This is a genomic window from Vibrio sp. 1F169, assembly GCF_041439605.1.
GTDB lineage: Bacteria > Pseudomonadota > Gammaproteobacteria > Enterobacterales > Vibrionaceae > Vibrio > Vibrio tasmaniensis_A.
Map to the genome: position 1 here is coordinate 1 of NZ_JBGOOI010000042.1, position 23,506 is coordinate 23,506.

The window sequence follows — 23,506 nt, forward strand, 5'->3', positions numbered from 1 at the left end:
TAGTAAGACTCGCTACACTGTGCGATCTAAACACCTTAAATGATAGGTGTTGCCTATACAGGTGCTTTTTGCTATCCAATTTCTTATCGTGCTGATTAAAGCTTTATATCGTCAAGGCTAAAATCGAGACCTAGGTTCATCTCTCTAAGCTCTTTCTCAAGCTGTCTACGATCATTGATTGCCTCAATTTCACGCCATTTACGTTTGAGTGGTTTAGAGCGTGTTTTTTGAGTGGTACGAGGCATTTCTAGTTCTGATAATTCATCGAATTGAAAGCTATCCATAAGCATATCTCCTTCCGTGGGATTCGTTCTTACGAACCATTAAATATCATATTTAAGTTCACAATAACCTTGATTTGTTTCTCATTTGTTTCAAATGTATGAAGTTTTTGTTCTGTTTTATTATGCATGCTCACACATTTCGGGGATTTTCGTGTACAAAAAACAAGCAAACAAACTTAAGTAAACGATTAAATTAGGGGGGATTGAATGTTAATTCATTGTGCAAATGGAATAGCATTTTGACTACAGTGCATTTAAATGCGCATTGTGCCGTGTAGTATAGGGATCTCATTACCCTAGAAAAAACACAGATCTTCACTATACCTTGTAAAACCTAGGCTGACGTCATTTTTACAGGATGGTGTTTTTGTTTTGATAGTGCCTTAGTTTTTGTTGATATTATGTCCTGACAATGTGACTTTTATTAGGCGCTATTGTTGAAAGTTGTGTTAACAAAAGGTGTCTTATTAGTGAAATGTCATTTTAATATGTGTTTATTTTCATATTGATTTTTAGGCCGTCTCGCTGCATTATCCGCCCGTCAAAAAATACACCGATACGTAAAATGGATGCATGAAGCGACATTTACAATCTAGATCGCAACAAATAAATATAAATCTAATGCCGACACAACTATTGACACTGGCATAGGTGATCTAGAGGAAGGCTAGGAAGCAAGATCGGTGCTTAAACTCAATTACGAGGTTCACGTGACAGACTTAATCAATTTGATGAACGATCTCCTTTGGGGATCTATCTTAGTTTACTTACTCGTTGGTGTGGGTATCTACTTCACTGTACGACTAGGTTTCATTCAATTCCGCCATTTCGGCCACATGTTTTCTGTTCTTAGAAACAGCCGTAAAGCAGACAGTGCAGGTATCTCCTCTTTCCAAGCACTTTGTACTAGTCTAGCAGCACGTGTCGGTACGGGTAACATGGCTGGTGTTGCTGTAGCACTAACCGCTGGTGGCCCTGGCGCTATCTTCTGGATGTGGCTAATTGCCATGCTAGGTATGGCAACATCGTTTGCAGAAAGCACACTGGCACAGCTATACAAAACGCGTGATAACGACGGTAACTACCGCGGCGGCCCTGCATACTACATGGAGAAAGGCCTAGGTATGCGTTGGATGGGGGTTCTATTCTCTATCTTCCTAATCATTGCATTCGGTCTTGTATTCAACGCGGTTCAAGCGAACGCGATTGCAAGCGCAATGAACACGGCATTCGACTTTGAGCGCAGCTACGTTGGTGTTGGTATCGTAATCATCTCTGCATTCGTTATCTTCGGTGGTATCCGTAAGATTGCTCGCACTGCAGAAATCATTGTTCCAATTATGGCACTGGCTTACTTAGCTATCGCTATTTACGTAATGCTAATGAACATTGAGAAAGTGCCTGAAGTTCTGGCTCTTATCTTCAAGAGTGCATTCGGTCTGCAAGAAGCAGCAGCGGGTGGCCTAGGTTACGCAATCGCACAAGCGATGATTAACGGCATCAAACGTGGTTTGTTCTCGAATGAAGCGGGTATGGGTTCTGCGCCAAACGCAGCAGCTTCTGCTACGCCTTACCCACCGCACCCAGCATCACAAGGTTATGTGCAAATGCTAGGCGTGTTCATGGACACGATTGTTATCTGTTCTGCAACAGTAGCAATCATCCTGATGTCTGGTGAGTATGTACCGCACGGTGAAGTAACGGGTATCGAACTCACGCAACGTGCACTAACAGCACAAGTCGGCGAATGGGGTGGTATCTTTGTAGCGGTAGCGATTTTCTTCTTCGCTTTCACTTCAATCATTGCAAACTACTCGTACGCAGAAACAAACCTTATCTTCTTAGAGCACAACAACAAGAAGGGCCTAGTGCTGTTCCGTATCGTTGTACTGGGTATGGTTATGTTCGGTTCTCTCGCGACACTGCCAACGGTATGGGCATTAGCTGACGTATCGATGGGCCTAATGGCGATTGTTAACTTGGTAGCGATCATCTTGCTATCGGGCATCGTGATTAAGCTAGCGAAAGACTACAACCGTCAATTAGACGCGGGTAAAGTACCCACGTTCGATGCGGATGATTTCCCAGAGCTTAAGGCTCAATTGGAAGATGGTATTTGGGTTAACAACAAGAAGAAGTAATCTTGTTGGAGTGATTCATCACTCATCCTAAAATCATTAGAAAGGCTAAGGTTTCGACCTTAGCCTTTTTCTTTGCCTGCGATATTTTCTTTATTATCGATTTTTCTTTGTAAGAGATTCTTCTTTGTAAGCGACTTACAGCTAGATCTGTCTATCAAAGTAATAGGAAGAGTCATAAAGACAAGTTGATGTTTTTTCTATACTCTAGCTGCATCCAGTTAGATAACCGATTAGGGTAAAGTTATGTTAGTTGTCGTTTCTCCAGCCAAGACATTAGATTACGAATCACCATTAGCGACTGAGCGCTTCAGCCAGCCAGAGTTTGTTGAGCACTCTGCAGAGCTTATTGAAGTGTGTCGTAAGCTGACACCTGCTGATGTATCAGCACTGATGAAGGTAAGCGATAAGATTGCTGGGCTGAACGTAGCGCGCTTTGAGCAATGGAGCGAGACCTTTACCCAAGAGAATGCTCGCCAAGCTATTTTGGCGTTCAAAGGTGACGTCTACACAGGCTTAGATGCTGAAACACTGTCGGACGATGATTTTGACTACGCACAGAATCACCTGCGTATGCTTTCTGGCTTATATGGGTTATTGAAGCCATTGGATTTGATGCAGCCTTACCGCCTAGAGATGGGCACACGCTTAGCTAATGAGCGTGGCACCAACTTGTACCAGTTCTGGGGCAACATCATCACAGACAAGCTGAATGAATCGTTGAATGCTCAAGGCGATAATGTGTTGATCAACCTAGCATCGAACGAATACTTTAAAGCGGTGAAGCCGAAGAGCCTTGATGGTCAAATCATCACGCCAGTTTTTAAAGACTGCAAGAATGGCCAGTACAAGGTGATCAGTTTTTACGCCAAGAAAGCGCGTGGCATGATGGCTCGCTACATCATTGAGAACAAAATCGATTCAGTGGAAGCGCTAACCAGGTTTGATACTGCGGGTTACTACTTCGTTGAAGAAGAGTCGAACGCGAAAGAGTTAGTCTTCAAGCGTGAAGAGCAAAACTAATAGCTCTTGGTTAATTAGTCACTCTTGGTTAACGAGTTACTTCGGCTTTAGCCTGTAATTAAAATTAGAAACGAGTTATTTAGCCTGATAACAGGCCAGACAATAATAAGCCAGACAAAGAAAAGCCCCATGCAGATAACTGCATGGGGCTTTTTATTGAATCATTGAAAGGCGGTTCGATTACTTGTTCTTAACGGCTTTCTTTTTCTTAGCGATTTTCTTTTTCTTAGCAATTTTTTGCTTCGCGACCGCTTTCTTGTCTTCTTTCTTCGGTTTCTTTTTCTTTGTTACCGCGGCTTTCTTATGCGTTGGGCGCATGCCTTCGATGAAGCGCTCTTTGATCGCATCTTCAGTGTAACGAGCCACACGTTCAATCATTAGTTGATCGTGCGCTTCAATGATAGAAACCGCGTTACCTTTCTTACCTGCACGAGCCGTACGGCCGATGCGGTGTAGGTATACATCTGCTGTACGCGGCATGTCGTAGTTAATAACGTGGCTTACATCTGGAAGGTCGATACCACGAGCTGCGACGTCAGTTGCCAGCAGTACGTTGATAGAACCATCGCGGAAACGAGAAATCGCGTTGTTACGACGATCTTGAGGCATTTCACCTTGGATCCATACACACGGGATCTGTGCACTTTCTAATTGAGCTCGTAGGTCACCTAGGCGGTCACGAGTCTTCAAGAAGATGATGCTGCGTTCAGCTTGCTCTGTGATGATATGTTTTAGGATATCAAGCTTGTGCTTAGCTGAATCGGCACGGTGATACCATTGAGTGATCTTCTTACGTTCACGCAATGACGATTTTGCATCGATCTCTGCTGGGTTTTTCAGAAGGTCTTCAGTGAAACCTTCAATACCTTTACCTTCTAGCGTTGCTGAGAAAAGTAAAGTTTGTTTACGCCAGCGACACTCTGCAGACAGACGGTCAACAACAGGACCAAAGCCCATGTCTAGCATACGGTCAGCTTCATCGAGAACCAGCCATTCAATCGCACGGCAGTCAAAACGCTCGCCTTCAATATATTCCATCAGACGACCAGGTGTTGCGACTACGATATCTTGAGTCGTGCTTAAGATATCTGCGTGCTCTTGGTACATCACACCGCCCGTGATCGTAAAGATATTTAGGCTGGTGTATTTAGCAAGCTCACGTGCTTGTTCGGTGATCTGCATTGCTAGCTCACGCGTTGGCGTCAGGATAAGCATACGTGCAGGGCCAGATTTCTTACGTGGGAAATCCAGTAGGTATTGCAGTGCTGGCAATACAAATGATGCTGTTTTACCAGTACCTGTTGGCGCAGAAGCCAAAACGTCTCTTCCATCTAACGCTTGTGGGATTGCTTCAGCTTGTATCTGTGTTGGGCGTTCGTAGCCCATTTCGTCAATTGCTTTAAGCAGCTCTTGGTTTAGATCGAGTTCTGCAAAGGTTCTGATCACTGTTGTTTCTCCACAAGCAATAAATGTTTCTGCCTCAAAAAGCAGACGATAAAAAAGAGTAGTCGGACATTATAGAAGCATTAGTGATTAGGATCACATGGTATTTGCTACATCTTGAGATAAAAATCTTTAGTAAGGGCAATAAATGCCTCGCTATAACCGCCATCGTGATGGATCGTAAGCGATTCACGCTGCAAATCTTGCTCGCTAACAGGATCTTTAGATAGTTCAAACAGGATTCTGCTTGGCGGTTTTTTGTCGGTTGTTTTCACATCAAGGCGCTTTGCTAGGTACCAACCACATTGCTCGGCAAGTTTTATGAAGCCTTCTCCTTCGGGCGTCGGCAGTATAAAACTGGCGGTGGCGGCATCAGTTGTTATCTCGAAACAACACTGGGCAAGTTGAAGGTGATCCAAGCTGTCGGTGTGTCTAGCGGTGGCTCTTTGACTTTGCTGTGCCTGTTCACCAGAGTTGAAGTAGGGCGGATTACAAATTATGGCATCAAATTGTTGCGAGAAATCCGTGGTTAACACGCTGTCGTGATGAAGGGATATGCGATCTTGCCAAGGCGACTGCTCAATATTGACTGTGGCAGCATCAATGGCGTGCTGATCAATATCGATCGCAGAGATTGAAGCATCCTCAAAACGTTGTGCTGCCATTAAGGCTAATAGCCCTGTTCCTGTCCCTATATCGAGTACTAATGATTCAGGGGCAAGGTTAATCCATGAGCCGAGTAGTACTCCATCGGTGCTAACAGGCATGCCGCTCTGTCCTCCGTAAATAGAGAACCTCTTAAAATTGAAGCTTTTAGTATTTATCGTTTTGTCTTTCATGAATATTCTGATTATCGAGATATTTTAAGTGATTAGCTCTAATGTTAACTGTTTGTGTAAATTAATATTCTAATTGCTCATCTATTGTTGCTAACAATGATTGGTTGATAATTATGTTAATCTGCATATATTTAGTTTAATTCACTACTTTTTGTTTATATATGCAAATTTATATGGTGTTTTTTTATGGTGACTTGCAGCTAGCCGAGTGTTTCGTCATTATGCGCGACTATTTTAAAGATTGATTGGCAGCTTCTCGCTGTAACATTCATGTAAGCACAACATAAACTCATAAATATAATTAAGGATTATCTGTGAAACAGAGTCTAAAACTAACAGATATAATGGCATTGGGCTTTATGCTTTTTGCGTTTTTCTTAGGTGCGGGTAACATCATCTTCCCACCTCTAGCTGGCCAATTAGCTGGTGATCACTTTCTTCCAGCGATGTCTGGTTTTCTGCTGACTGCCGTTGGTCTGCCGTTAATCACTATCGTTGCGGTCGCAGTGGCTGGTGGTTCATGGGGTCATCTAACGAAAGATCTTCCTAAGCAAGCAGCAACTATCATGGCTGTGCTGATCTTCATCATCATCGGTCCTGCATTTGCTGCACCACGTACCGGTCTTGTTGCTTATGAGATGGCGGTGAAGCCGTTCTTCATTGATGCGACTCAAGTTCATCTAACTCTCTTTTCGATTGCATTTTTTGTGGTAGCGATGTTCTTCTCATGGTCACAAGGTAAGCTTATTGACGTTATTGGCAAGGTACTTACGCCTGCACTATTCGTTGGTTTGGTTGTACTGGCAGTTGCTGTGTTCATTAACCCACAAGGTGATGTCCTTGCGGCTCACGGTGAGTACATCACTCAGCCACTGACCAAAGGTTTCCTTGAAGGCTACAACACCATGGATACTTTTGCTGCTTTGATGTTTGGCATGCTGATTGTTGACGCAATTCGCAGTAAAGGCGTGACTGACCGCGCAGCAACAACTAAGTACCTAATCAGTGCGGGTTGTATTGCGGCAGCGGGTCTAGCATTTGTTTACATCTCTCTGTTCTTCCTGGGCGCAACAAGCGCAACAGTTGCAGCGGGTGCAGATAATGGCGGCGCTATCTTAAGCTTATACGTCCAATCTTTGTTTGGCCCTTCAGGTCAACTCGTGCTTTCTGTGATCGTACTATTGGCTTGTCTAACGACGGCGATTGGCCTTGTATCAGCATGTTCTGATTACTTCAGCTCGCTAACACCTTTGTCTTACAAGACCTGGGTAATCATCAACGGTGTAGCTTGTGCAACCGTAGCGAACGTTGGCCTTTCTCAGTTAATTTCTCTGTCTGTTCCAGTTCTGTTTGCACTTTATCCAGTAGCAATCGCATTGGTCGCACTGACATTCTTGCGCAGCCGTTTCCCTAATCCAAAAGCGGCTTACCGCGCAGTGGTATTAGTGTCTCTACTGTTTGCTCTTATCGATGGTGCTAAAGTTGCAGGTATGGATGTATCTGCAATGAACATGCTGCCATTGTTCGAAATCGGTATGGGTTGGTTGCTTCCAACGACTGCCGCAATCATCTGTATGTTCTTCGTTGGTAAATCAACAGAGCAAGAGATGGCTGAAGAGACTGTTTAATCTTCCGTTGAGATGACATTGTCCTTCGACATGAAATAGAAAAGGCCTCATTACTTCGCAGTAATGAGGCCTTTTTGTATTCTGTGATCTTTTAATATTCTGCTACTTCGCTACTTCGCTACTTCGCTACTTCGCTACTGAGTTACTTAGCTGAGTGTACTTCTGTTTGGTTATAGCTTTTCGCTGTACTCAACCAGTACTTGTTCAACCCAGCTAGCGATACGGTCGTCGCTCAGTTCGTATTGTGAATCTTCATCAAGCGCCAAACCAACGAATTGAGATTGGTCTTCAGTGAGAGCTTTAGACGCTTCGAACTCGTAGCTGTCATCGTTTGGCCAGAAACCGACAAACTCTGCGCCAGCGATTTTCAGCTCATCATGCAATAGACCCATCGCATCTAAGAACCACTCGCCGTAGCCTTCTTGGTCACCTAAACCAAACAGCGCTACAACCTTGCCTTTCATTGGCGTGGTTGCAATGTCTTCCCACAGTTCATTCCAATCTTCTTGGATTTCACCGAAGTCCCAAGTTGAGATGCCGAGCAGTAAAAGATCGTAGTCCGCCATCAATGAAAGAGGGGTTTCTTTCACGTTATGGATATCAACTAGGTCTTCACCAATAATGCCGCGAATTTTCTCTGCTGCCATTTCTGTGTAGCAGGTGGTTGAGCCGTAAAATAATCCAATTTTCATAGCAAACGTTCAATTTTAATTTCAGATGGCGAATTCTAACCATAAATCGACTTCGATTGCAGCGATTATCCGCTCAAGTCGTAATTTTTATGGCATTCATATTTGCTCTGGCATACTCTCAAAACAGTTTCCAATATTGTGAGTAACACTATGCAGTCGCCTCAAGGGCAGAGCGCAGACCACGGTCTAGTAGAACAGTTTTTAGATGCTATGTGGATGGAGCGAGGATTATCGGAGAATACGCTTGTCTCGTACCGTACCGACCTGTCTAAGCTTCTAACGTGGATGGAAAAGAACAATTACCGCCTCGATTTTATTAGTCTTTCAGGACTACAGGATTATCAAGGTTGGTTAGCCGATGCTGACTTTAAGCAGACTTCCCGTGCTCGTATGTTGTCGGCCATTCGTCGCTTGTTTCAATATCTACACCGCGAGAAAGTAAGAGCCGACGATCCTAGTGCGCTGTTGATCAGTCCAAAACTGCCGAAGCGCTTGCCAAAAGATTTGAGTGAAGAGCAAGTGGATTCGCTGCTTGAAGCGCCAGATCCAAACGATCCAATCGAGCTTCGCGATAAGGCGATGCTTGAGTTACTCTATGCAACTGGTCTGCGTGTTACGGAACTCGTCAGTTTGACGATGGAAAACATCAGCCTAAGACAGGGCGTGGTGCGTGTTATTGGTAAGGGCGGTAAAGAACGCTTGGTGCCAATGGGCGAAAACGCCGTCGATTGGATAGAGACTTTTATTGAACAAGGTCGCCCACAATTACTCGGTGATAACAGCTCGGATGTGGTTTTTCCGAGTAAACGCGCGAAGCAAATGACTCGTCAAACGTTCTGGTATCGTATCAAGCATTATTCGGTTATCGCTGGTATCGACACGGATCTATTGTCACCACACGTATTGAGGCATGCTTTTGCCACTCATTTACTGAACTATGGTGCCGATCTCAGGGTCGTACAGATGTTGCTTGGACATAGTGACTTATCGACCACCCAAATTTATACTCATGTGGCGACTGAAAGGCTGAAGCAAATTCACGCTCAGCATCACCCACGTGCTTAAATCCATTTATTTTTAAGGTGAACCTAATGAGCGTATTACGCCGTCTTCCTCTACTAGCGCTTCCTCTCATGATTACTGCATGTAATGCATCAGAAGCGAAAGTAGAAACAACATCAACAGCCGTAGAAGCTGCTCCAGCTCAAGCTATTGATACAGCTGCGTTAACTAAGCGTTTTGAAAAAATCGGTATTAAGGTCGATAAGATTGTTCCTTCGGATATCGATGGTCTTTTAGAAGTTCAAACCAACAGCGGTATTATCTTTTCTTCTCCAGAGGGCGATCATTTTCTAGCCGGTACACTTTACTCTTTGGATGAAAACGGTAAGTTCAGTGATGTTTTGGCTGAGCGTCAGGCTCCACTGAATGCTGAAAAAGTAGCAGCGATGTCGGATACGGTTATCGAATACAAAGCAGATAACGAAAAGTACGTTGTGACGGTATTTACTGACATTACTTGTGGCTACTGTGTTCGTCTGCACAGTCAAATGCAAGGCTACAACGATCTGGGTATCACCGTTCGTTACATGGCTTACCCACGCCAAGGTGCGACAGGGCAAGTTGCCGATCAAATGGCGGCAATCTGGGCGTCTGATGATCCAAAAACAGCTATGCATGATGCTAAAGTCAATCGTCAAATGCCAGCGTCTGGTAAAGACCTAGCAGAGCAAAAGCAGATCATTGCTAAACAATACCAACTCGGTCGTGAGCTTGGCATCAATGGCACTCCGGCTATCGTGCTAGCAAGTGGTGAGTTGGTGAGTGGTTACTTACCTCCGGCGCAACTTATTCAGCGTTTAGAGCAGTAATCTTCATTTTTTATTACCTATTATTCCCCCCTGTTTTTGATTTAAGGAGTGGCCTGATTGATATCAGGCCCATTTTTATATGATAGAGATCCAACGCCGTCCTGAGGTCGACACTTCAGTCTTACCTGCTCACTTACCTGACTTGTTAAAGCGCATTTATGTGAGTCGCGGAATCGACAGTGCTGACCAGCTAGAGACAGCTGCGAAAGGTTTGCACTCTTATCAAAAACTGGGCGGTATTGATGCTGCGGTTGAATTGTTGTTCAAAGCCATTCAGCAGCAAAAACGTATCATCATTGTGGGTGATTTTGATGCCGATGGTGCGACAAGTTCTGCATTGTCTGTGCTTGCCCTGCGTATGTTGGGAAGTTCCAACGTTGACTACCTTGTTCCAAACCGTTTTGAGGATGGTTATGGCTTGAGCCCTGAGGTTGTTGAACAAGCCATTGAACTTGGCGCTGAAGTGATCATGACAGTCGACAACGGTGTATCTTCAATTGACGGTGTTCGCTTTGCTAAAGAGAAAGGCCTTGATGTACTGGTTACTGATCATCACTTGCCTGGTTCTGAATTACCGATTGCAGATGCAATGGTCAATCCCAACCTAGAAAGCTGCGCATTTCCTTCAAAAGCGCTAGCTGGTGTGGGTGTCGCCTTTTACCTGATGATGGCATTGTGTGTTCATATGCGTAAGCTGGGCTGGTTTGCTCAACACGGCATGACAGAACCCAAGTTGATGGAACTGATTGACCTAGTGGCACTGGGTACTGTTGCGGATGTGGTACCACTTGATGAAAACAACCGAATTCTGGTCCACCAAGGGCTACAGCGCATTCGTGCGGGTAAAGCTCGTCCGGGTATTCAAGCCTTGATTGAAATTGCTAAGCGAGATGCTAAGCGTTTAGTTGCCTCCGATTTTGGTTTTGCGCTTGGTCCACGTATCAATGCGGCTGGCCGATTGGATGACATGTCTTTTGGTGTTGAGCTGCTAATGAGTAATAACATCCATGCCGCGCGTCGAATGGCCAGCGAGTTAGATGGCTTGAACCAAACACGTAAAGAGATCGAAGAGGGCATGAAACAAGAAGCGATGGCTTTTTGTGAGCGCCTTGAATTTGGTAAAGACGATTTGCCTTCTGGTTTGGCTCTGTTTCAACGTGATTGGCATCAAGGCGTAATTGGTATTTTAGCTTCGCGTATCAAAGACAAATATCACCGCCCAGTGATCGCATTTGCTGATGGTGGTGAAGGTAGCATTAAGGGTTCATGTCGTTCGATTCCAGGTTTGCACATGCGCGATGCGCTAGACAGAATCGACACTCAAAACCCTGGCCTGATCTTGAAGTTTGGTGGTCACGCAATGGCAGCCGGCTTAACCATTATGGAAAAAGACTTCGAGCGATTCAGCAAGATGTTTGATGACGTTGTGCGTAAAGAACTCGGTGAGACGGCACTTAAGGGCATTATCTTGTCTGATGGTGAGCTGTTACCTGAAGAGTTCTCAATGCATACCGCTGAAACATTGCGTTCAGGTGGTCCGTGGGGACAAGCTTTCCCGGAGCCCATCTTTGATGGTGAGTTTAAAGTTCTGCATCAAAAACTGGTAGGTGAAAAACATCTTAAATTGATGCTAGAACCTCTATACAAAAGCCACCCAACCAATGTGATGATTGATGGTATTGCCTTTAATGTTGACCTACGTCGCTGGCCTGATGCCTCAGTGAAAACGGTACATCTTGCGTTTAAGCTTGATATTAACGAGTTTCGTGGCAATCAATCGTTGCAGTTGATGATTGATCATATCGAAGCGAAATAGTTGAAGCCAAATAGCGTTATCGTTCACTGAATGAGGTTCATCATTTAGTGCCAAATCCAACAAGCTCTGTTCAAAAACAGGGCTTGTTTCCCTTCCTTTCCTTACAAATTTTACGTGTTTTTTCTGCCCGTCAATTTTATATCCGATTAAGTTATTGAATCTTGGTGTACCACTCTAAAAAATTCTGTATCTCCGTCACACTTTTGAGTACAATTCTCCGGTTAAATTCTACTCATAAATGATGAGCTAAAATGTTTGAAATCAATCCTATAAAAAACCGTCTGCAGGATGTGTCTGAGCGCACAAATATCCTGAGGGGGTATCTTTGACTATGACGCAAAGAAAGAGCGTCTAGAAGAAGTAAACGCAGAATTAGAACAACCGGATGTATGGAACGAACCTGAGCGTGCTCAAGCGCTAGGAAAAGAGCGTTCAGCATTGGAAGCAGTAGTAGAAACGATCGACCAACTTGACCAAGGTGTTGAGGATGTTGATGGCCTATTAGAGCTTGCGGTTGAAGAAGAAGATCAAGAAACGTTCGATGAAATTGAGCCAGAACTGGCCGAGCTTGAAGCTAAGTTAGAGAAGCTGGAATTCCGTCGTATGTTCTCTGGTGATCACGACGCATCAGATTGCTACATCGATTTACAGTCAGGTTCGGGCGGTACAGAAGCTCAAGACTGGACTTCAATGATGTTGCGTATGTACTTGCGTTGGGCAGATTCGAAAGGCTTCAAGACTGAAGTTATCGAAGTGTCTGATGGCGATGTTGCTGGCCTTAAAGGCGCAACGGTACGTATCTCTGGTGAGTACGCTTACGGTTGGTTACGCACAGAGACTGGTGTTCACCGTCTAGTTCGTAAGTCACCATTTGATTCAAGTGGTCGTCGTCATACTTCATTTGCTTCTGCGTTTATCTATCCTGAGATTGATGACAACATTACGATCGACATTAATCCTTCTGACCTACGTATTGACGTATACCGTGCCTCTGGCGCTGGTGGTCAGCACGTAAACACCACGGAATCGGCGGTACGTATTACTCACGTTCCAACTAACACCGTGGTTCAGTGTCAGAATGACCGTTCGCAGCATAAGAACAAAGATCAAGCGATGAAGCAGCTACGTGCTAAGCTTTTTGAACTTGAGATTCAAAAGCAAAATGCTGAAAAACAAGCGAGCGAAGAAACGAAATCAGACATCGGTTGGGGCAGTCAGATCCGCTCTTACGTGCTGGATGATTCACGTATCAAAGATTTACGCACCGGCATCGAAAACCGTAATACTCAAGCGGTTCTTGACGGTGACTTAGACAAGTTTATTGAAGCTAGCCTGAAATCAGGTCTGTAAGCTTTATCAACTATTAAGCTTTACCAATAATATTGGTAAAAATGCCTATATTTTCAAAAATATAGCTGTCCAAATTATAAAAGCAGGGTACATCTCAAATGACTGATGCTGTTCAAAACGAAAATACACAAGAAGCTTCTTCACCTGAAGAGAACAAACTAATCGCTGAGCGCCGTAGCAAGCTGGATCATATCCGCCAAAACTGCAAAGCGAACGGTCACCCAAATGACTTCCGTCGTGAGCACCTAGCTGGCGACCTTCAAGCGGAATTCGGTGAGAAGACCAAGGAAGAGCTAGAAGAGCTTAACCACATCGTTGCGATCGCAGGTCGTATTATGGCGAAGCGTGGTCCATTTCTAGCGATTCAAGAAACTTCTGGTCGTATCCAAGCGTACGCAGCGAAAGACGTTCAAAAAGTGCTGAAAGAGAAGTACCAAGGCCTAGATATCGGTGACATCATCGGTGTTAAAGGGGCGCTTCACAAGTCTGGTAAAGGTGACCTTTACGTGAACATGGAAGAGTTTGAGTTGCTAACCAAAGCACTTCGTCCTCTACCAGAGAAGTTCCACGGCCTAACTGACCAAGAGATGCGTTACCGTCAGCGTTATGTTGACCTAATCGTGAACGAAGACTCTCGTAACACATTCATCGTGCGTTCTAAGCTTGTGTCTTCAATTCGTAACTTCATGAGCTCAAAAGGCTACCTAGAAGTTGAAACGCCAATGATGCACGTGATCCCAGGCGGTGCAACAGCACGTCCATTCATCACTCATCACAACGCACTAGACATCGACATGTACCTACGTGTTGCACCTGAGCTTTACCTTAAGCGTTTAGTAGTTGGTGGTTTTGACCGTGTATTCGAGATCAACCGTAACTTCCGTAACGAAGGTCTTTCTCCTCGTCATAACCCAGAGTTCACAATGATGGAATTCTACCAAGCGTACTCTGACTACAAAGATCTAATGGATCTAACGGAAGAGATGCTAAGCACAGCGGCGATGGACGTTCTTGGTTCTACTTCTATGCCTTACGGCGACGAAACGGTTGAGTTCGGTGGCACTTACGCTCGCATGAGCATGTTCGATGCAATCAAACACTACACACCTGAAAATGCAAACATTCAAGCTCTGACTGAAGATGATCTTCAGAACAGAGAATTGATGGTTAAAATTGCAGAAGAAGTGGGTCTGTACGTTGAGAAGTTCTGGACATGTGGTCAGCTTCTTGAAGAGATCTTTGGTGAAACGGCTGAGCCTCAGCTAATTCAACCAACGTTCATCACGGGTTACCCAGCGGACATCTCTCCACTGGCTCGTCGTAGCGACAGCAACCCATTCTTCACAGACCGCTTTGAGTTCTTCATCGGTGGCCGTGAAGTAGCGAACGGTTTCTCTGAGCTTAACGATGCACAAGACCAAGACGAGCGTTTCAAAGCACAAGTTAACGCAAAAGACGCGGGTGATGACGAAGCTATGTACTACGATGCGGACTACATTACTGCACTAGAGCACGGCCTACCGCCAACAGCGGGTCAAGGTATTGGTATCGATCGTCTAGCGATGCTATTTACTAACACGCACACAATCCGTGACGTGATCTTGTTCCCGGCAATGCGCCCACAAGCGTAATTTTCGCTTATGGGGTGTTACTGCCCGTGTAATTTAAAAGCCACCTTCGGGTGGCTTTTTCGGTTTTTAGCGTCAAAACCTAGCTCGTACCGCACTCTTGATTCGAAAAATGATTATTTATGACATAGTCTTACCATTGAGACAAAAAATCTAAGATAGTCTCATTACTATACGTATCGGATCTGAATACGATCTTGCGGCAACTTTGTACCCGTATGATTCGTTTAACTCGTGTTAGCCTGATTGAAAAAAATAAAAACAGAATAAGGAAGAAGGATGGGAACTCAATTTAAGATGGATTCCTTACCAGGTTCTCTTATCGTCGTTGGTGGTGCGTACGAACCCTGGTTATCAGTGTTAGAACAAGTGGGTTGGCAATGTACCCAGTGTGCAGATTTACGAAAAGCCGATGCCTTAATTACTGATATTGGCCCCTGCATTGGCATTGTGGATCTTAGTCATGATGAGTTTAGCCTTAATGGTATCGCTAACCTCGTGAGCAACAACAAGCAAGTTCGATGGCTTGCTTTTATCCGTGAATCGCAATTGAGCTCAGATACAATCTGCCAATTTATCGTTAACTTCTGTATCGACTTTTTCACGGCACCAATCCCTGATGCTCAGCTATTGAGTACCATTGGTCATCAACTGGGTATGCTCAAACTTGAGCAGAAAGTATGGCCAAACTACGGTATTAACAACAATATGGGCCTACTCGGTGATTCTGTGGCGGTGAAACGCTTGAGAGACCAAGTCAAGCGAATTGGCCCCACAGATGTCAGTATTTTGATTTACGGTGAGAGTGGGACAGGAAAAGAGACAATTGCACGTTCCATTCATCAAAATTCATCGCGAGCTCAGAAACCATTTTTAACTGTGAATTGCCGTGCTCTATCTGAAATGAGGATAGAGACTGAGATGTTTGGTATTTCAGCCCCAGCAACGGCAGCGCCTTGTATGTTGGAAGAAGCCGATGGCGGAACCCTCTTACTCAACGATGTCCTAGCGATGCCTCGTAATCAACAATTGAACCTTTTACGCTTTTTACAAGAAGGAAAAATTGAAACCACGAAGGGAGCTAAGTCGGTTGATGTTCGCATTTTGGCTGCTAACTCTTCTGATATTGAAAAGGCATTGATCGAGGGCGACTTCAATGAAGAGCTTTATCATTACATCAATGTTCTGCGTATTCATGTTCCTAGCTTAAAAGAACGTGTGAGTGATATTTCAGTGCTAGCGAATCATTTTCTGCGTGAGTACTCAAAAGAGTTTAATGCGCAAGCGAAGAGCTTCTCAGACGATGCTATCCGCTCGATGAGTCGCTACCATTGGCCTGGCAACGTTCGTGAATTGATGAATCAGATTAAGCGTGTTGTGTTGATGTCTGATGCTGTCATCATTGAGGATCATCAACTGGATTTACCAAAACAGAATGATGAACGCCGCAGTCTGAAAAGTATACGTGAACGTTCAGAGCGAGATGCTTTACTCATTGTGTTGGAATCTTATGGTGGTCAAGTGTCTTTGGCCGCTAAGGAGCTTGGAGTTTCACGCGCAACTATGTACCGCTTACTCAATAAACATGGTCTTATATCTGAGGGCGTTGTTTAGAACGTTCTATTCATTGACTCTATCCGGTGAGTGAAAATTCAAGGGCCACGTATCATACGTGGCTTTTTTGTTTCTGAAGGATAGTCCGCTGTTCTATAGAGAGAGCCCTAAGATAGATATGCTGTGATTTTATATAATCATAGTGAATATGTTATATGTAAATGAATATGCAACTAATATTTCAGGCGAATGCATTGTTTTAAAAATGTTAACCAATTATCGGTTGAATAATATACTCACTTGGTTAGACTTTAACCGTGAAAGCAACGATTTAACAAAGACTTGTCTGCTTTTACGACCCCATTTCTTTTTGGATTTTTTAGTTAGCTTGGAGGCGCAAATGAAACATTTCGATTTTATACAGCATATTTGCGCGTCGTTTGATCCGTGTACTGACATGGTGACTGATATGTCACACGCATCAGCCATGGCCGATCGAAACACCCAAGATAAACCTAACTAATAGATCCGTACCCTTATTTGGCTGCGGAAAAATAGCAGCTAAGTGAGAAGCCCTCATACTATCTAGAACGCTATTTTTCCTCAGTTTATTCCACAACTGGAGAGTTATTATGCGTCACTCAGTATATTTAAAACTAGCAACAGTTCTTATCCGTGCAGACCTTCGTCGTGAAGAGCGTGAATGGCAACGAAAAGTTCGTCGTAGTTCATATGATCTACCATGGAACAACACCCATTTATTGAGAGATATTGGCCTTGAAGCCGATGGTCGACCAATTGGTTTTTCTGAGCCTGAAGTTGTCACGATTGAGCGCCGAGTACGCCATCTTCGTCGTGTCCTAAGTGCGCGAATACCGACGTAATCTGCGGGGTTGATAGCACCGTTCAACCCCTAAGATAAGTCACAGTGATGGTTATGGCGTCGAAAGTGCAAATTTTTGAACTAGAACTGGCCAAAAAAGAGAAGCTCTTGCTTCTCTTTTTTGCTTTTTTAAGTCGTTATCTAGTAAAGGTAAATAGTTCGGCTAAGCTTTATAGAGCAAGGGAGGCTGACTATGCAGAAGCATCAATTAGACATGTGGTTACATGGAGAGCACAAAGACTCTTATCAGACACCGAAAGTGTACGTTATTGGTTGCTCTGATATCTCAGAATATTTACTGGCGGTGGAGTACAAACACAAGCTAGAACCGGTAAAGCAAGACGGCGAGCCGCTTCACTTTGGATCCTTGGATCAAGTGAAAGAGGAATTACTCCGGCTCGGCTTTGAAAAGGCCTACCTTCGCTTGCACAACGCGTATGATGAGTTTGGTAATGAACCCAACCAAAGCTACTGCGATATTGAACTGGCGCTCAAACCTCATTAGAGAGTATGTTTAACGAGCGTTGTAGTGAGAAATTACTTCTAAATTGAGACGGTTTATAACGTACTGATTTTTTAGCCTATCTATGCTAGATAAAACCTCTATGCGTAATGGCTTTCTATGCGTAATGGGTTGTCAGCAATCTGTGGGTGAATTGAGTTCGTAGATAGAAACCACGAGGTTTGGTCTTTATTGGTTTTCCACTTGCACCGTAAGCTTCTGTTAACACTCGACTGTTGGCGGCTTTTGGTCGCAAATGCAGTGCTTCGCCGTGTCTTGCTGTTATCTGTTCAACATTACCTAACACGATCAGCTCCATGAGCTCTTCCCAATCCCTTTTTAAGATCTCGTCTTCCGCTTGGGTTGGTGTCCACAATAAAGGGGATCCTACATGCCTTTCTGTCAGTGGGATCTCTCTTTCTCCCTCTACCGGGATCCACAACACTTTAGACAGCTTGTTTCGAACGTGACTGGTTTCCCACGTTATGCCTTGCACGCCCATCAATGGCGCGACACAAACAAAGGTGGTTTCGAGTGGCTTCCCTGAATAACCAATCGGGATACTTTTTAGCTCGATCCCGAGCTTGGCAAAATCTTGTTCTGGTTTACTGCCAGCTGGCGCACCCAAGTGCCATTCCAATAGTTGTCCAACCCAGCCTTTATCTCGCTTTAGGTCGTTTGGTACAACCATATTGGCTTCATCGGCGAGCTCTTTGAAGGTCATTCCTGCAATAGCATATGCTCTGTCTAACAGCTCTTGTTGTGTTTGTGGTTCTGGTTTCATAATAAAAGGCATGATCAAAAAAATGATTTTACCAGAAGTTATCACCATATGACGACTGGTTAAGAAATGATCGCCTTGCTAGAAAAGGGATCAAACTCATGGTTATCCACAGGACATGAAGGTAATTAATTGAAATATTAATTTAGTGGATAAATAAACAGGGGTTTGCAGGGGATAAAATGCTTGCTAAATAGGGTTTGAAATGAATCTTTCACTTACTAGTGTGGATAAACATCGGAGTGGTTGATCTTTAACCATGGGTGATTTTTAAAAGATCTTTTTATTTTTTCATGTTTTTAAAATTGATGGATTTGTTTTAATTTATTGATTTTTAATTGTTTTTATTGTCGTTTGGTGGTTTTTTGTTTTTGGTTCTGATAAATCTATGGATTAAAAAAAACGATTGCGGGTAATTCTTCACATAGTTATTCACAGAAAAGGTGAATAAATGTGGTCTATGTCTCACTCTTGTGTGGGTAACTAAGATTTGAGCAAAACTTATCCATATTCGTAGTTATTATTCATAAATATAGCGCTTGTCACGTCACTAAGTTTGCTCCGATTGGGGATATGTGGAAAAATCAGTGTAATTAAAAATTTAGATAGAGGTTGGCCAGTGATAGATGGCGATGGTTACCGATTAAATGTTGGTATTGTAATCTGTAACAACCATGGTCAGGTCTTCTGGGCTAAACGATACGGGCAACATTCATGGCAATTCCCTCAAGGGGGAATAGATGAAGGTGAAACTCCGGAACAGGCAATGTACCGCGAGTTGTATGAAGAGGTTGGCCTTACTAAAAAGGATGTAAAGATCGTCGCGACAAGTCGTCATTGGTTACGCTATAAGCTGCCCAAACGACTGGTTCGGTGGGATTCTAAACCTGTCTGTATTGGACAAAAACAGAAGTGGTTTCTTTTACGCTTAGATTGCGATGAATCGCATATCAATATGCAGCGTGGAAGCACACCTGAGTTTGATGGTTGGCGTTGGGTGAGTTACTGGTACCCAGTTCGACAAGTTGTATCTTTCAAGCGAGATGTTTACCGTCGAGCGATGAAAGAATTCGCATCTTTAGCAATGCCGTTTAAAGAGCGAAAAACAAAAGGAAAGCGCAAATTGCGTAGAGGTTAAGCATGCTCAGCCAACTAAGGGAAATAGTTGAACACGTATCAAGAGTTGAAGATGTGTCGACGGCTCTTGATATTTTGGTTAAAGAGACATGCAGCGCGATGCAGACGGAATGTTGCACCGTGTATTTGGCAAATAATGATATGCAGCGTCTTGAGTTGATGGCAACTCAAGGCCTGATCTTCAAAGGCAATAGTATTCACATTGGTTTTGACGAAGGTTTGGTTGGCCTTGTTAAAAGAAGTGCTGAACCTATTAACCTTGCACAGGCGTCTGCTCACCCTACTTATAAGTTTTTTCCCGAGCTTGGAGAAAAGGTTTATCACTCTTTTCTAGGCACTCCGATTATCTATCGCAAGCAAGTGCTTGGCGTATTGGTCATTCAACAGAAGTCCCCCCGTTTATTCAGTGAGATGGAAGAATCCTTCCTTGTTACACTCTCAGCACAACTTGCGGTTATTGTGGCGCATGCCCAAACTCAAGGCCATTGGCTGTTAGAGCAACAGAAGCTACCTGCGACCAAAGGTATTGCAGCTTCATCGGGTGTGGCGATTGGTGACTTATGGTGGGACAATACTCAGCCTGAACTCACCGATGTTTACCCTGCTTCGACGCTCAATGTTGAAAGGGAGCATGAGCTGTTGGCAGTCGCTGTCGAAAATGCTCTCAATGATTTTAAGCGAATGCGAAAGCGTTTAGATAGTGAAATCAATAAAGACGCGTTGGCGATCTTTGATCTGTTTACTCACTTACTCAACGATCCCATGTTACGTAAGGATCTCAAGAGTCAAATTCAGAAAGGCGACAAAGCCGATTGGGCATTGAGACAGGTTGTTGAGAGTTACTCTAACCGTTTTGCTCGTATGTCAGATGTGTACCTTCGGGAGAGAGCGCAAGACGTCCGAGAGCTTGGTCAAAGACTGCTCTATTTCCTCCACAATTCTGAACATGAACTTCGCACGTTAGATAAACCGATTATTTTGGTGGTTCGTGAGTTAACGGCCTCTGTATTAGCGTCTATTCCTAAAGAAAAACTATTAGCGGTTATTTCCTTGGAAGGGGCGGCGAACTCGCACGCAGCGATTTTATCTCGAGCTTTGGGTATTCCTTCTGTTATGGGAGTTAACCTTAATCTTTCGCAAGCTAATGGTAAGCAAGCGATTGTTGACGGGTATAGCGGCGAGATCTTTATTGAGCCGACTAAAAACCTGCTCAAAGAGTATCGGGGGCTGATTCTAGAAGAGAGTGAGCTCTCCTCTATGGTCAATCGAGAACTGTACTTACCGGCAAAAACGAAAGACGACAAGCAAGTCGAGATTCTGCTTAATGCGGGCTTGAGTGCAGACACTAACATCGCTATCAACCAAGGGGTTGATGGGGTTGGTCTGTATCGAACCGAAATTTCTTTCTTGTTGCAGCAAAGGTTTCCGTCAGAGGACGAACAATTCAAACAGTATCGTTCTGTGCTTGCGAGTTACCCTGAGAAGCAAGTGGTGATGCGAACCTTGGATATTGGTGGAGATAAGGCGTTACCTTACTTCCCAATAGAAGAAGATAATCCATTCCTTGGTTGGCGTGGTATTCGTTTTACCCTTGATCACCCCGACATCTTTATTATTCAGTTACGTGCCATGCTACGTGCGAGCTGTGAAAGCCATAACTTGAGTATCTTGCTGCCGATGATTTCTGGTGCGCAGGAGCTGGATGACGCGTTCCAACTGATTGAACAAGCGTATGACGAAGTGCATGAGCTTGATAACCGAGTGCGTATGCCGCGTATCGGTATCATGATTGAAGTGCCATCCATGCTTTACCTTCTTCCGCTTATTGCGGATAAAGTTGATTTCGTTTCGGTGGGCACCAATGACTTAACTCAATATTTATTGGCGGTTGACCGGAACAATTCCCGTGTCTCTGATGTCTATGAATCGATGCACCCTGCAGTGATCATGGCATTGAAACATATCCATGATACTTGTAAGCAATATCAATTGCCGGTGTGTATATGTGGAGAGCTTGCGGGTGATCCAATGGGTGCATTGCTCTTGATTGGGTTAGGGTATGAGACGTTAAGTATGAACACCTCAAATGTCGCAAGGACTAAGTATTTGATTCGTCAATCTAAGCTTAGTGAACTGCAAGATTTGGCAAATGAGGCGCTATCAAAACCGTATGGAAGTGACATCTATAGTATGATGCTCAACTATTTCGAAGAGCGTGAATTTACAGGCTTCATTCGAGCGGGTAAAAAATAGGATTTAACGTGTCATATGAACTGACAGGCTTGCTAGCAGGCCTTGGTGCTATTGTTGGTGTTTTAGCTGGCTTGCTAGGCATTGGTGGTGGTTTGCTGGTGGTTCCTGCTTTACTCTTTTTGCTTCCTAAAGCGGGTATCCCTCAAGAGTTTGCGATGCAAATGGCATTGGCTACCTCGTTATCAACCATCATCGTTACGTCGGGATCGTCTGCGATTAACCATTTAAAATTGGGTAACGTAGAGATATTTGTCGTTAAATGGTTGATGCCCGGAGTGGTGGTCGGTGGCTTCCTAGGTTCTTTCGTGGCCGATGTGATTCCAGCTCAATACTTACCAAAAGTCTTTGGTGTGATTGTCTTGGTATTGGCGTTGCAAATGCTGTTGTCTATTCGCTCTAAGAGCCAAAAGTCGATGCCGGGTTCAGCTAAAACCGTGTTGTGTGGTGGCGGTATTGGTTTGGTATCAAGTTTAGCGGGCATTGGCGGTGGGTCTTTGTCGGTACCTTTCCTCAACCATCACGGTGTGGAAATGCGTAAAGCCGTCGGCTCATCTTCGGTATGCGGTTGTGTTATCGCGATTTCGGGAATGCTAGGTTTCATTTGGCATGGATCTTCTGTCGATGATCTTCCTGCGTATAGCTTAGGTTATGTTTATCTGCCGGCTTTGATAGCGATATCTTGTACCTCAGTACTGACCACACGAGTTGGCGCTAAACTGGCCACTCAATTGCCAACCCCCGTGCTGAAGAAATTCTTTGCGGTATTTTTAATGTTTATAGCAGCCACTATGCTGCTGTAGTGTCTTTTCTGTTAGCTGTTGAGTTAACCGTTATTCAATTTTAGATAGAGAGCCAAGTATGTCTCAGGGTTTTATCGAATTCCCAAATATCGATCCTGTTCTTATTGAACTAGGACCAATCTCAGTTCGTTGGTACGGCCTAATGTACCTTGTCGGTTTTATGTTTGCTCTTTGGTTAGCAAATCGCCGAGCTGATCAACCCGGTAGTGGTTGGACTCGAGAGCAAGTATCAGACCTACTGTTTGCTGGCTTTCTAGGTGTGGTGCTTGGTGGTCGTATTGGCTACGTACTTTTCTACAACTTTGGCCTTTTCATTGATGATCCACTCTACCTATTTAAAGTATGGACTGGCGGTATGTCTTTCCACGGTGGTTTGCTTGGTGTGATCACCGCGATGCTTTGGTATGCCAAAAAGAACGGTCGAACCTTTTTTGGTGTCGCAGACATGATTGCACCATTGGTTCCATTTGGTTTAGGTATGGGACGTATGGGCAACTTCATGAATAGTGAGCTATGGGGTCGTGTGACTGATGTGCCATGGGCGATTGTATTCCCTAACGGTGGTCCGCTTCCTCGTCACCCATCTCAGCTTTATGAAATGGCGCTTGAAGGTATTGTACTGTTCTTCATCTTGAACTGGTTCATCAAAAAGCCGCGTCCTCTTGGTTCTGTATCAGGGTTATTCCTAGCAGGATATGGTACATTCCGCTTCCTAGTTGAATACGTACGTGAACCTGATGCTCAGCTAGGTTTGTTCGGTGGATTTATCTCTATGGGACAAATTTTGTCACTGCCAATGGTTATCATCGGTGTGTTGATGATGGTTTGGGCATACAAGCGTGGTCACTACAAAGATGAATTACCACAACAAACGAAGTAAGGAA

20 protein-coding genes are annotated in these 23,506 nt (G+C 44.2%); 15 read left to right on the top strand and 5 right to left on the bottom strand.

The window, feature by feature from the left end:
• Window positions 1-95 precede the first annotated feature (95 nt).
• Window positions 96-284 (bottom strand): DUF3545 family protein, encoded by a 189-nt coding sequence (locus tag ACED53_RS15370; RefSeq protein ID WP_009848419.1) that lies wholly within the window; start codon window positions 282-284, stop codon window positions 96-98.
• Window positions 285-994: 710 nt separating this feature from the next.
• Between ACED53_RS15370 and ACED53_RS15375 the strand changes: the two genes are divergently transcribed.
• Entirely contained in the window at window positions 995-2,425 is a 1,431-nt protein-coding gene (locus ACED53_RS15375; protein WP_009848420.1) for a sodium:alanine symporter family protein, read from the top strand.
• A gap of 243 nt (window positions 2,426-2,668) precedes the next feature.
• Window positions 2,669-3,445 carry a peroxide stress protein YaaA gene (gene yaaA / locus ACED53_RS15380; RefSeq protein WP_017098335.1) on the top strand — a complete coding sequence of 259 codons (777 nt, stop codon included), beginning with the start codon at window positions 2,669-2,671 and terminating at the stop codon, window positions 3,443-3,445.
• A gap of 180 nt (window positions 3,446-3,625) precedes the next feature.
• On the opposite strand, the gene srmB is transcribed toward yaaA, so the two are convergent.
• Window positions 3,626-4,891: an ATP-dependent RNA helicase SrmB gene (gene srmB, locus ACED53_RS15385; RefSeq protein WP_009848422.1), complete on the bottom strand. Its 1,266-nt coding sequence runs from the start codon at window positions 4,889-4,891 to the stop codon at window positions 3,626-3,628.
• Between the two features lie 107 nt (window positions 4,892-4,998).
• Window positions 4,999-5,727 (bottom strand): tRNA1(Val) (adenine(37)-N6)-methyltransferase, encoded by a 729-nt coding sequence (locus ACED53_RS15390; protein ID WP_017098336.1) that lies wholly within the window; start codon window positions 5,725-5,727, stop codon window positions 4,999-5,001.
• A 314-nt stretch (window positions 5,728-6,041) separates the two neighbouring features.
• Here ACED53_RS15390 and brnQ point away from each other — a divergent pair, with 314 nt between their 5' ends.
• A complete protein-coding gene (brnQ, locus tag ACED53_RS15395) occupies window positions 6,042-7,355 on the top strand; it encodes a branched-chain amino acid transport system II carrier protein (protein WP_017100503.1) in 1,314 nt (437 codons plus the stop codon).
• A 170-nt stretch (window positions 7,356-7,525) separates the two neighbouring features.
• Here the strand turns inward: brnQ and fldB are convergent, their stop codons facing one another.
• Entirely contained in the window at window positions 7,526-8,047 is a 522-nt protein-coding gene (gene fldB, locus ACED53_RS15400) for a flavodoxin FldB (protein WP_009848425.1), read from the bottom strand.
• Between the two features lie 150 nt (window positions 8,048-8,197).
• On the opposite strand from fldB, the gene xerD reads away from it, so the two are divergent.
• The 8 genes from xerD (at window position 8,198) to ACED53_RS15440 (ending at window position 17,654) form a co-directional block, all read left to right on the top strand.
• Window positions 8,198-9,112 (top strand): site-specific tyrosine recombinase XerD, encoded by a 915-nt coding sequence (gene xerD / locus ACED53_RS15405; RefSeq protein ID WP_009848426.1) that lies wholly within the window; start codon window positions 8,198-8,200, stop codon window positions 9,110-9,112.
• Window positions 9,113-9,138: 26 nt separating this feature from the next.
• Window positions 9,139-9,918: a thioredoxin fold domain-containing protein gene (locus tag ACED53_RS15410; protein WP_009848427.1), complete on the top strand. Its 780-nt coding sequence runs from the start codon at window positions 9,139-9,141 to the stop codon at window positions 9,916-9,918.
• Window positions 9,919-9,997: 79 nt separating this feature from the next.
• Complete coding sequence (gene recJ / locus ACED53_RS15415; RefSeq protein WP_017100502.1) at window positions 9,998-11,734, top strand: single-stranded-DNA-specific exonuclease RecJ; 1,737 nt, start codon at window positions 9,998-10,000, stop codon at window positions 11,732-11,734.
• A gap of 251 nt (window positions 11,735-11,985) precedes the next feature.
• Window positions 11,986-13,084 (top strand): peptide chain release factor 2 gene (prfB, locus tag ACED53_RS15420; protein WP_100208942.1). Its coding sequence is split into 2 segments (ribosomal slippage): window positions 11,986-12,060 and window positions 12,062-13,084, totalling 1,098 coding nucleotides; the frame shifts between segments, so codons are not numbered across the junction.
• A 98-nt stretch (window positions 13,085-13,182) separates the two neighbouring features.
• Window positions 13,183-14,715 (top strand): lysine--tRNA ligase, encoded by a 1,533-nt coding sequence (gene lysS, locus ACED53_RS15425; RefSeq protein WP_012603264.1) that lies wholly within the window; start codon window positions 13,183-13,185, stop codon window positions 14,713-14,715.
• Between the two features lie 276 nt (window positions 14,716-14,991).
• Window positions 14,992-16,326 (top strand): cyclic-di-GMP-binding transcriptional regulator VpsR, encoded by a 1,335-nt coding sequence (vpsR, locus tag ACED53_RS15430; protein WP_009848431.1) that lies wholly within the window; start codon window positions 14,992-14,994, stop codon window positions 16,324-16,326.
• A gap of 572 nt (window positions 16,327-16,898) precedes the next feature.
• A complete protein-coding gene (locus ACED53_RS15435; protein WP_004735015.1) occupies window positions 16,899-17,150 on the top strand; it encodes a hypothetical protein in 252 nt (83 codons plus the stop codon).
• A 192-nt stretch (window positions 17,151-17,342) separates the two neighbouring features.
• Window positions 17,343-17,654 carry a DUF6482 family protein gene (locus ACED53_RS15440; protein ID WP_009848433.1) on the top strand — a complete coding sequence of 104 codons (312 nt, stop codon included), beginning with the start codon at window positions 17,343-17,345 and terminating at the stop codon, window positions 17,652-17,654.
• A 115-nt stretch (window positions 17,655-17,769) separates the two neighbouring features.
• Here ACED53_RS15440 and mutH read toward each other — a convergent pair whose 3' ends face one another.
• On the bottom strand, window positions 17,770-18,435 hold the full coding sequence (gene mutH / locus ACED53_RS15445) for a DNA mismatch repair endonuclease MutH (protein WP_102249744.1): 666 nt from the start codon (window positions 18,433-18,435) through the stop codon (window positions 17,770-17,772).
• A gap of 616 nt (window positions 18,436-19,051) precedes the next feature.
• Between mutH and rppH the strand changes: the two genes are divergently transcribed.
• Genes rppH through lgt form a run of 4 tightly spaced genes read left to right on the top strand, consistent with a single transcriptional unit; the run spans window position 19,052 to window position 23,502 of the window.
• Window positions 19,052-19,570, top strand: a complete 519-nt coding sequence (rppH, locus tag ACED53_RS15450; protein WP_009848435.1) for an RNA pyrophosphohydrolase — start codon at window positions 19,052-19,054, stop codon at window positions 19,568-19,570.
• A 2-nt stretch (window positions 19,571-19,572) separates the two neighbouring features.
• Window positions 19,573-21,822 (top strand): phosphoenolpyruvate--protein phosphotransferase, encoded by a 2,250-nt coding sequence (gene ptsP, locus ACED53_RS15455; protein ID WP_017100500.1) that lies wholly within the window; start codon window positions 19,573-19,575, stop codon window positions 21,820-21,822.
• A gap of 8 nt (window positions 21,823-21,830) precedes the next feature.
• Complete coding sequence (locus ACED53_RS15460) at window positions 21,831-22,622, top strand: sulfite exporter TauE/SafE family protein (protein WP_012603268.1); 792 nt, start codon at window positions 21,831-21,833, stop codon at window positions 22,620-22,622.
• Window positions 22,623-22,680: 58 nt separating this feature from the next.
• The gene (gene lgt, locus ACED53_RS15465; RefSeq protein ID WP_004735021.1) at window positions 22,681-23,502 is read left to right on the top strand and encodes a prolipoprotein diacylglyceryl transferase; all 822 of its coding nucleotides are present in this window, start codon (window positions 22,681-22,683) and stop codon (window positions 23,500-23,502) included.
• Window positions 23,503-23,506: the final 4 nt, after the last annotated feature.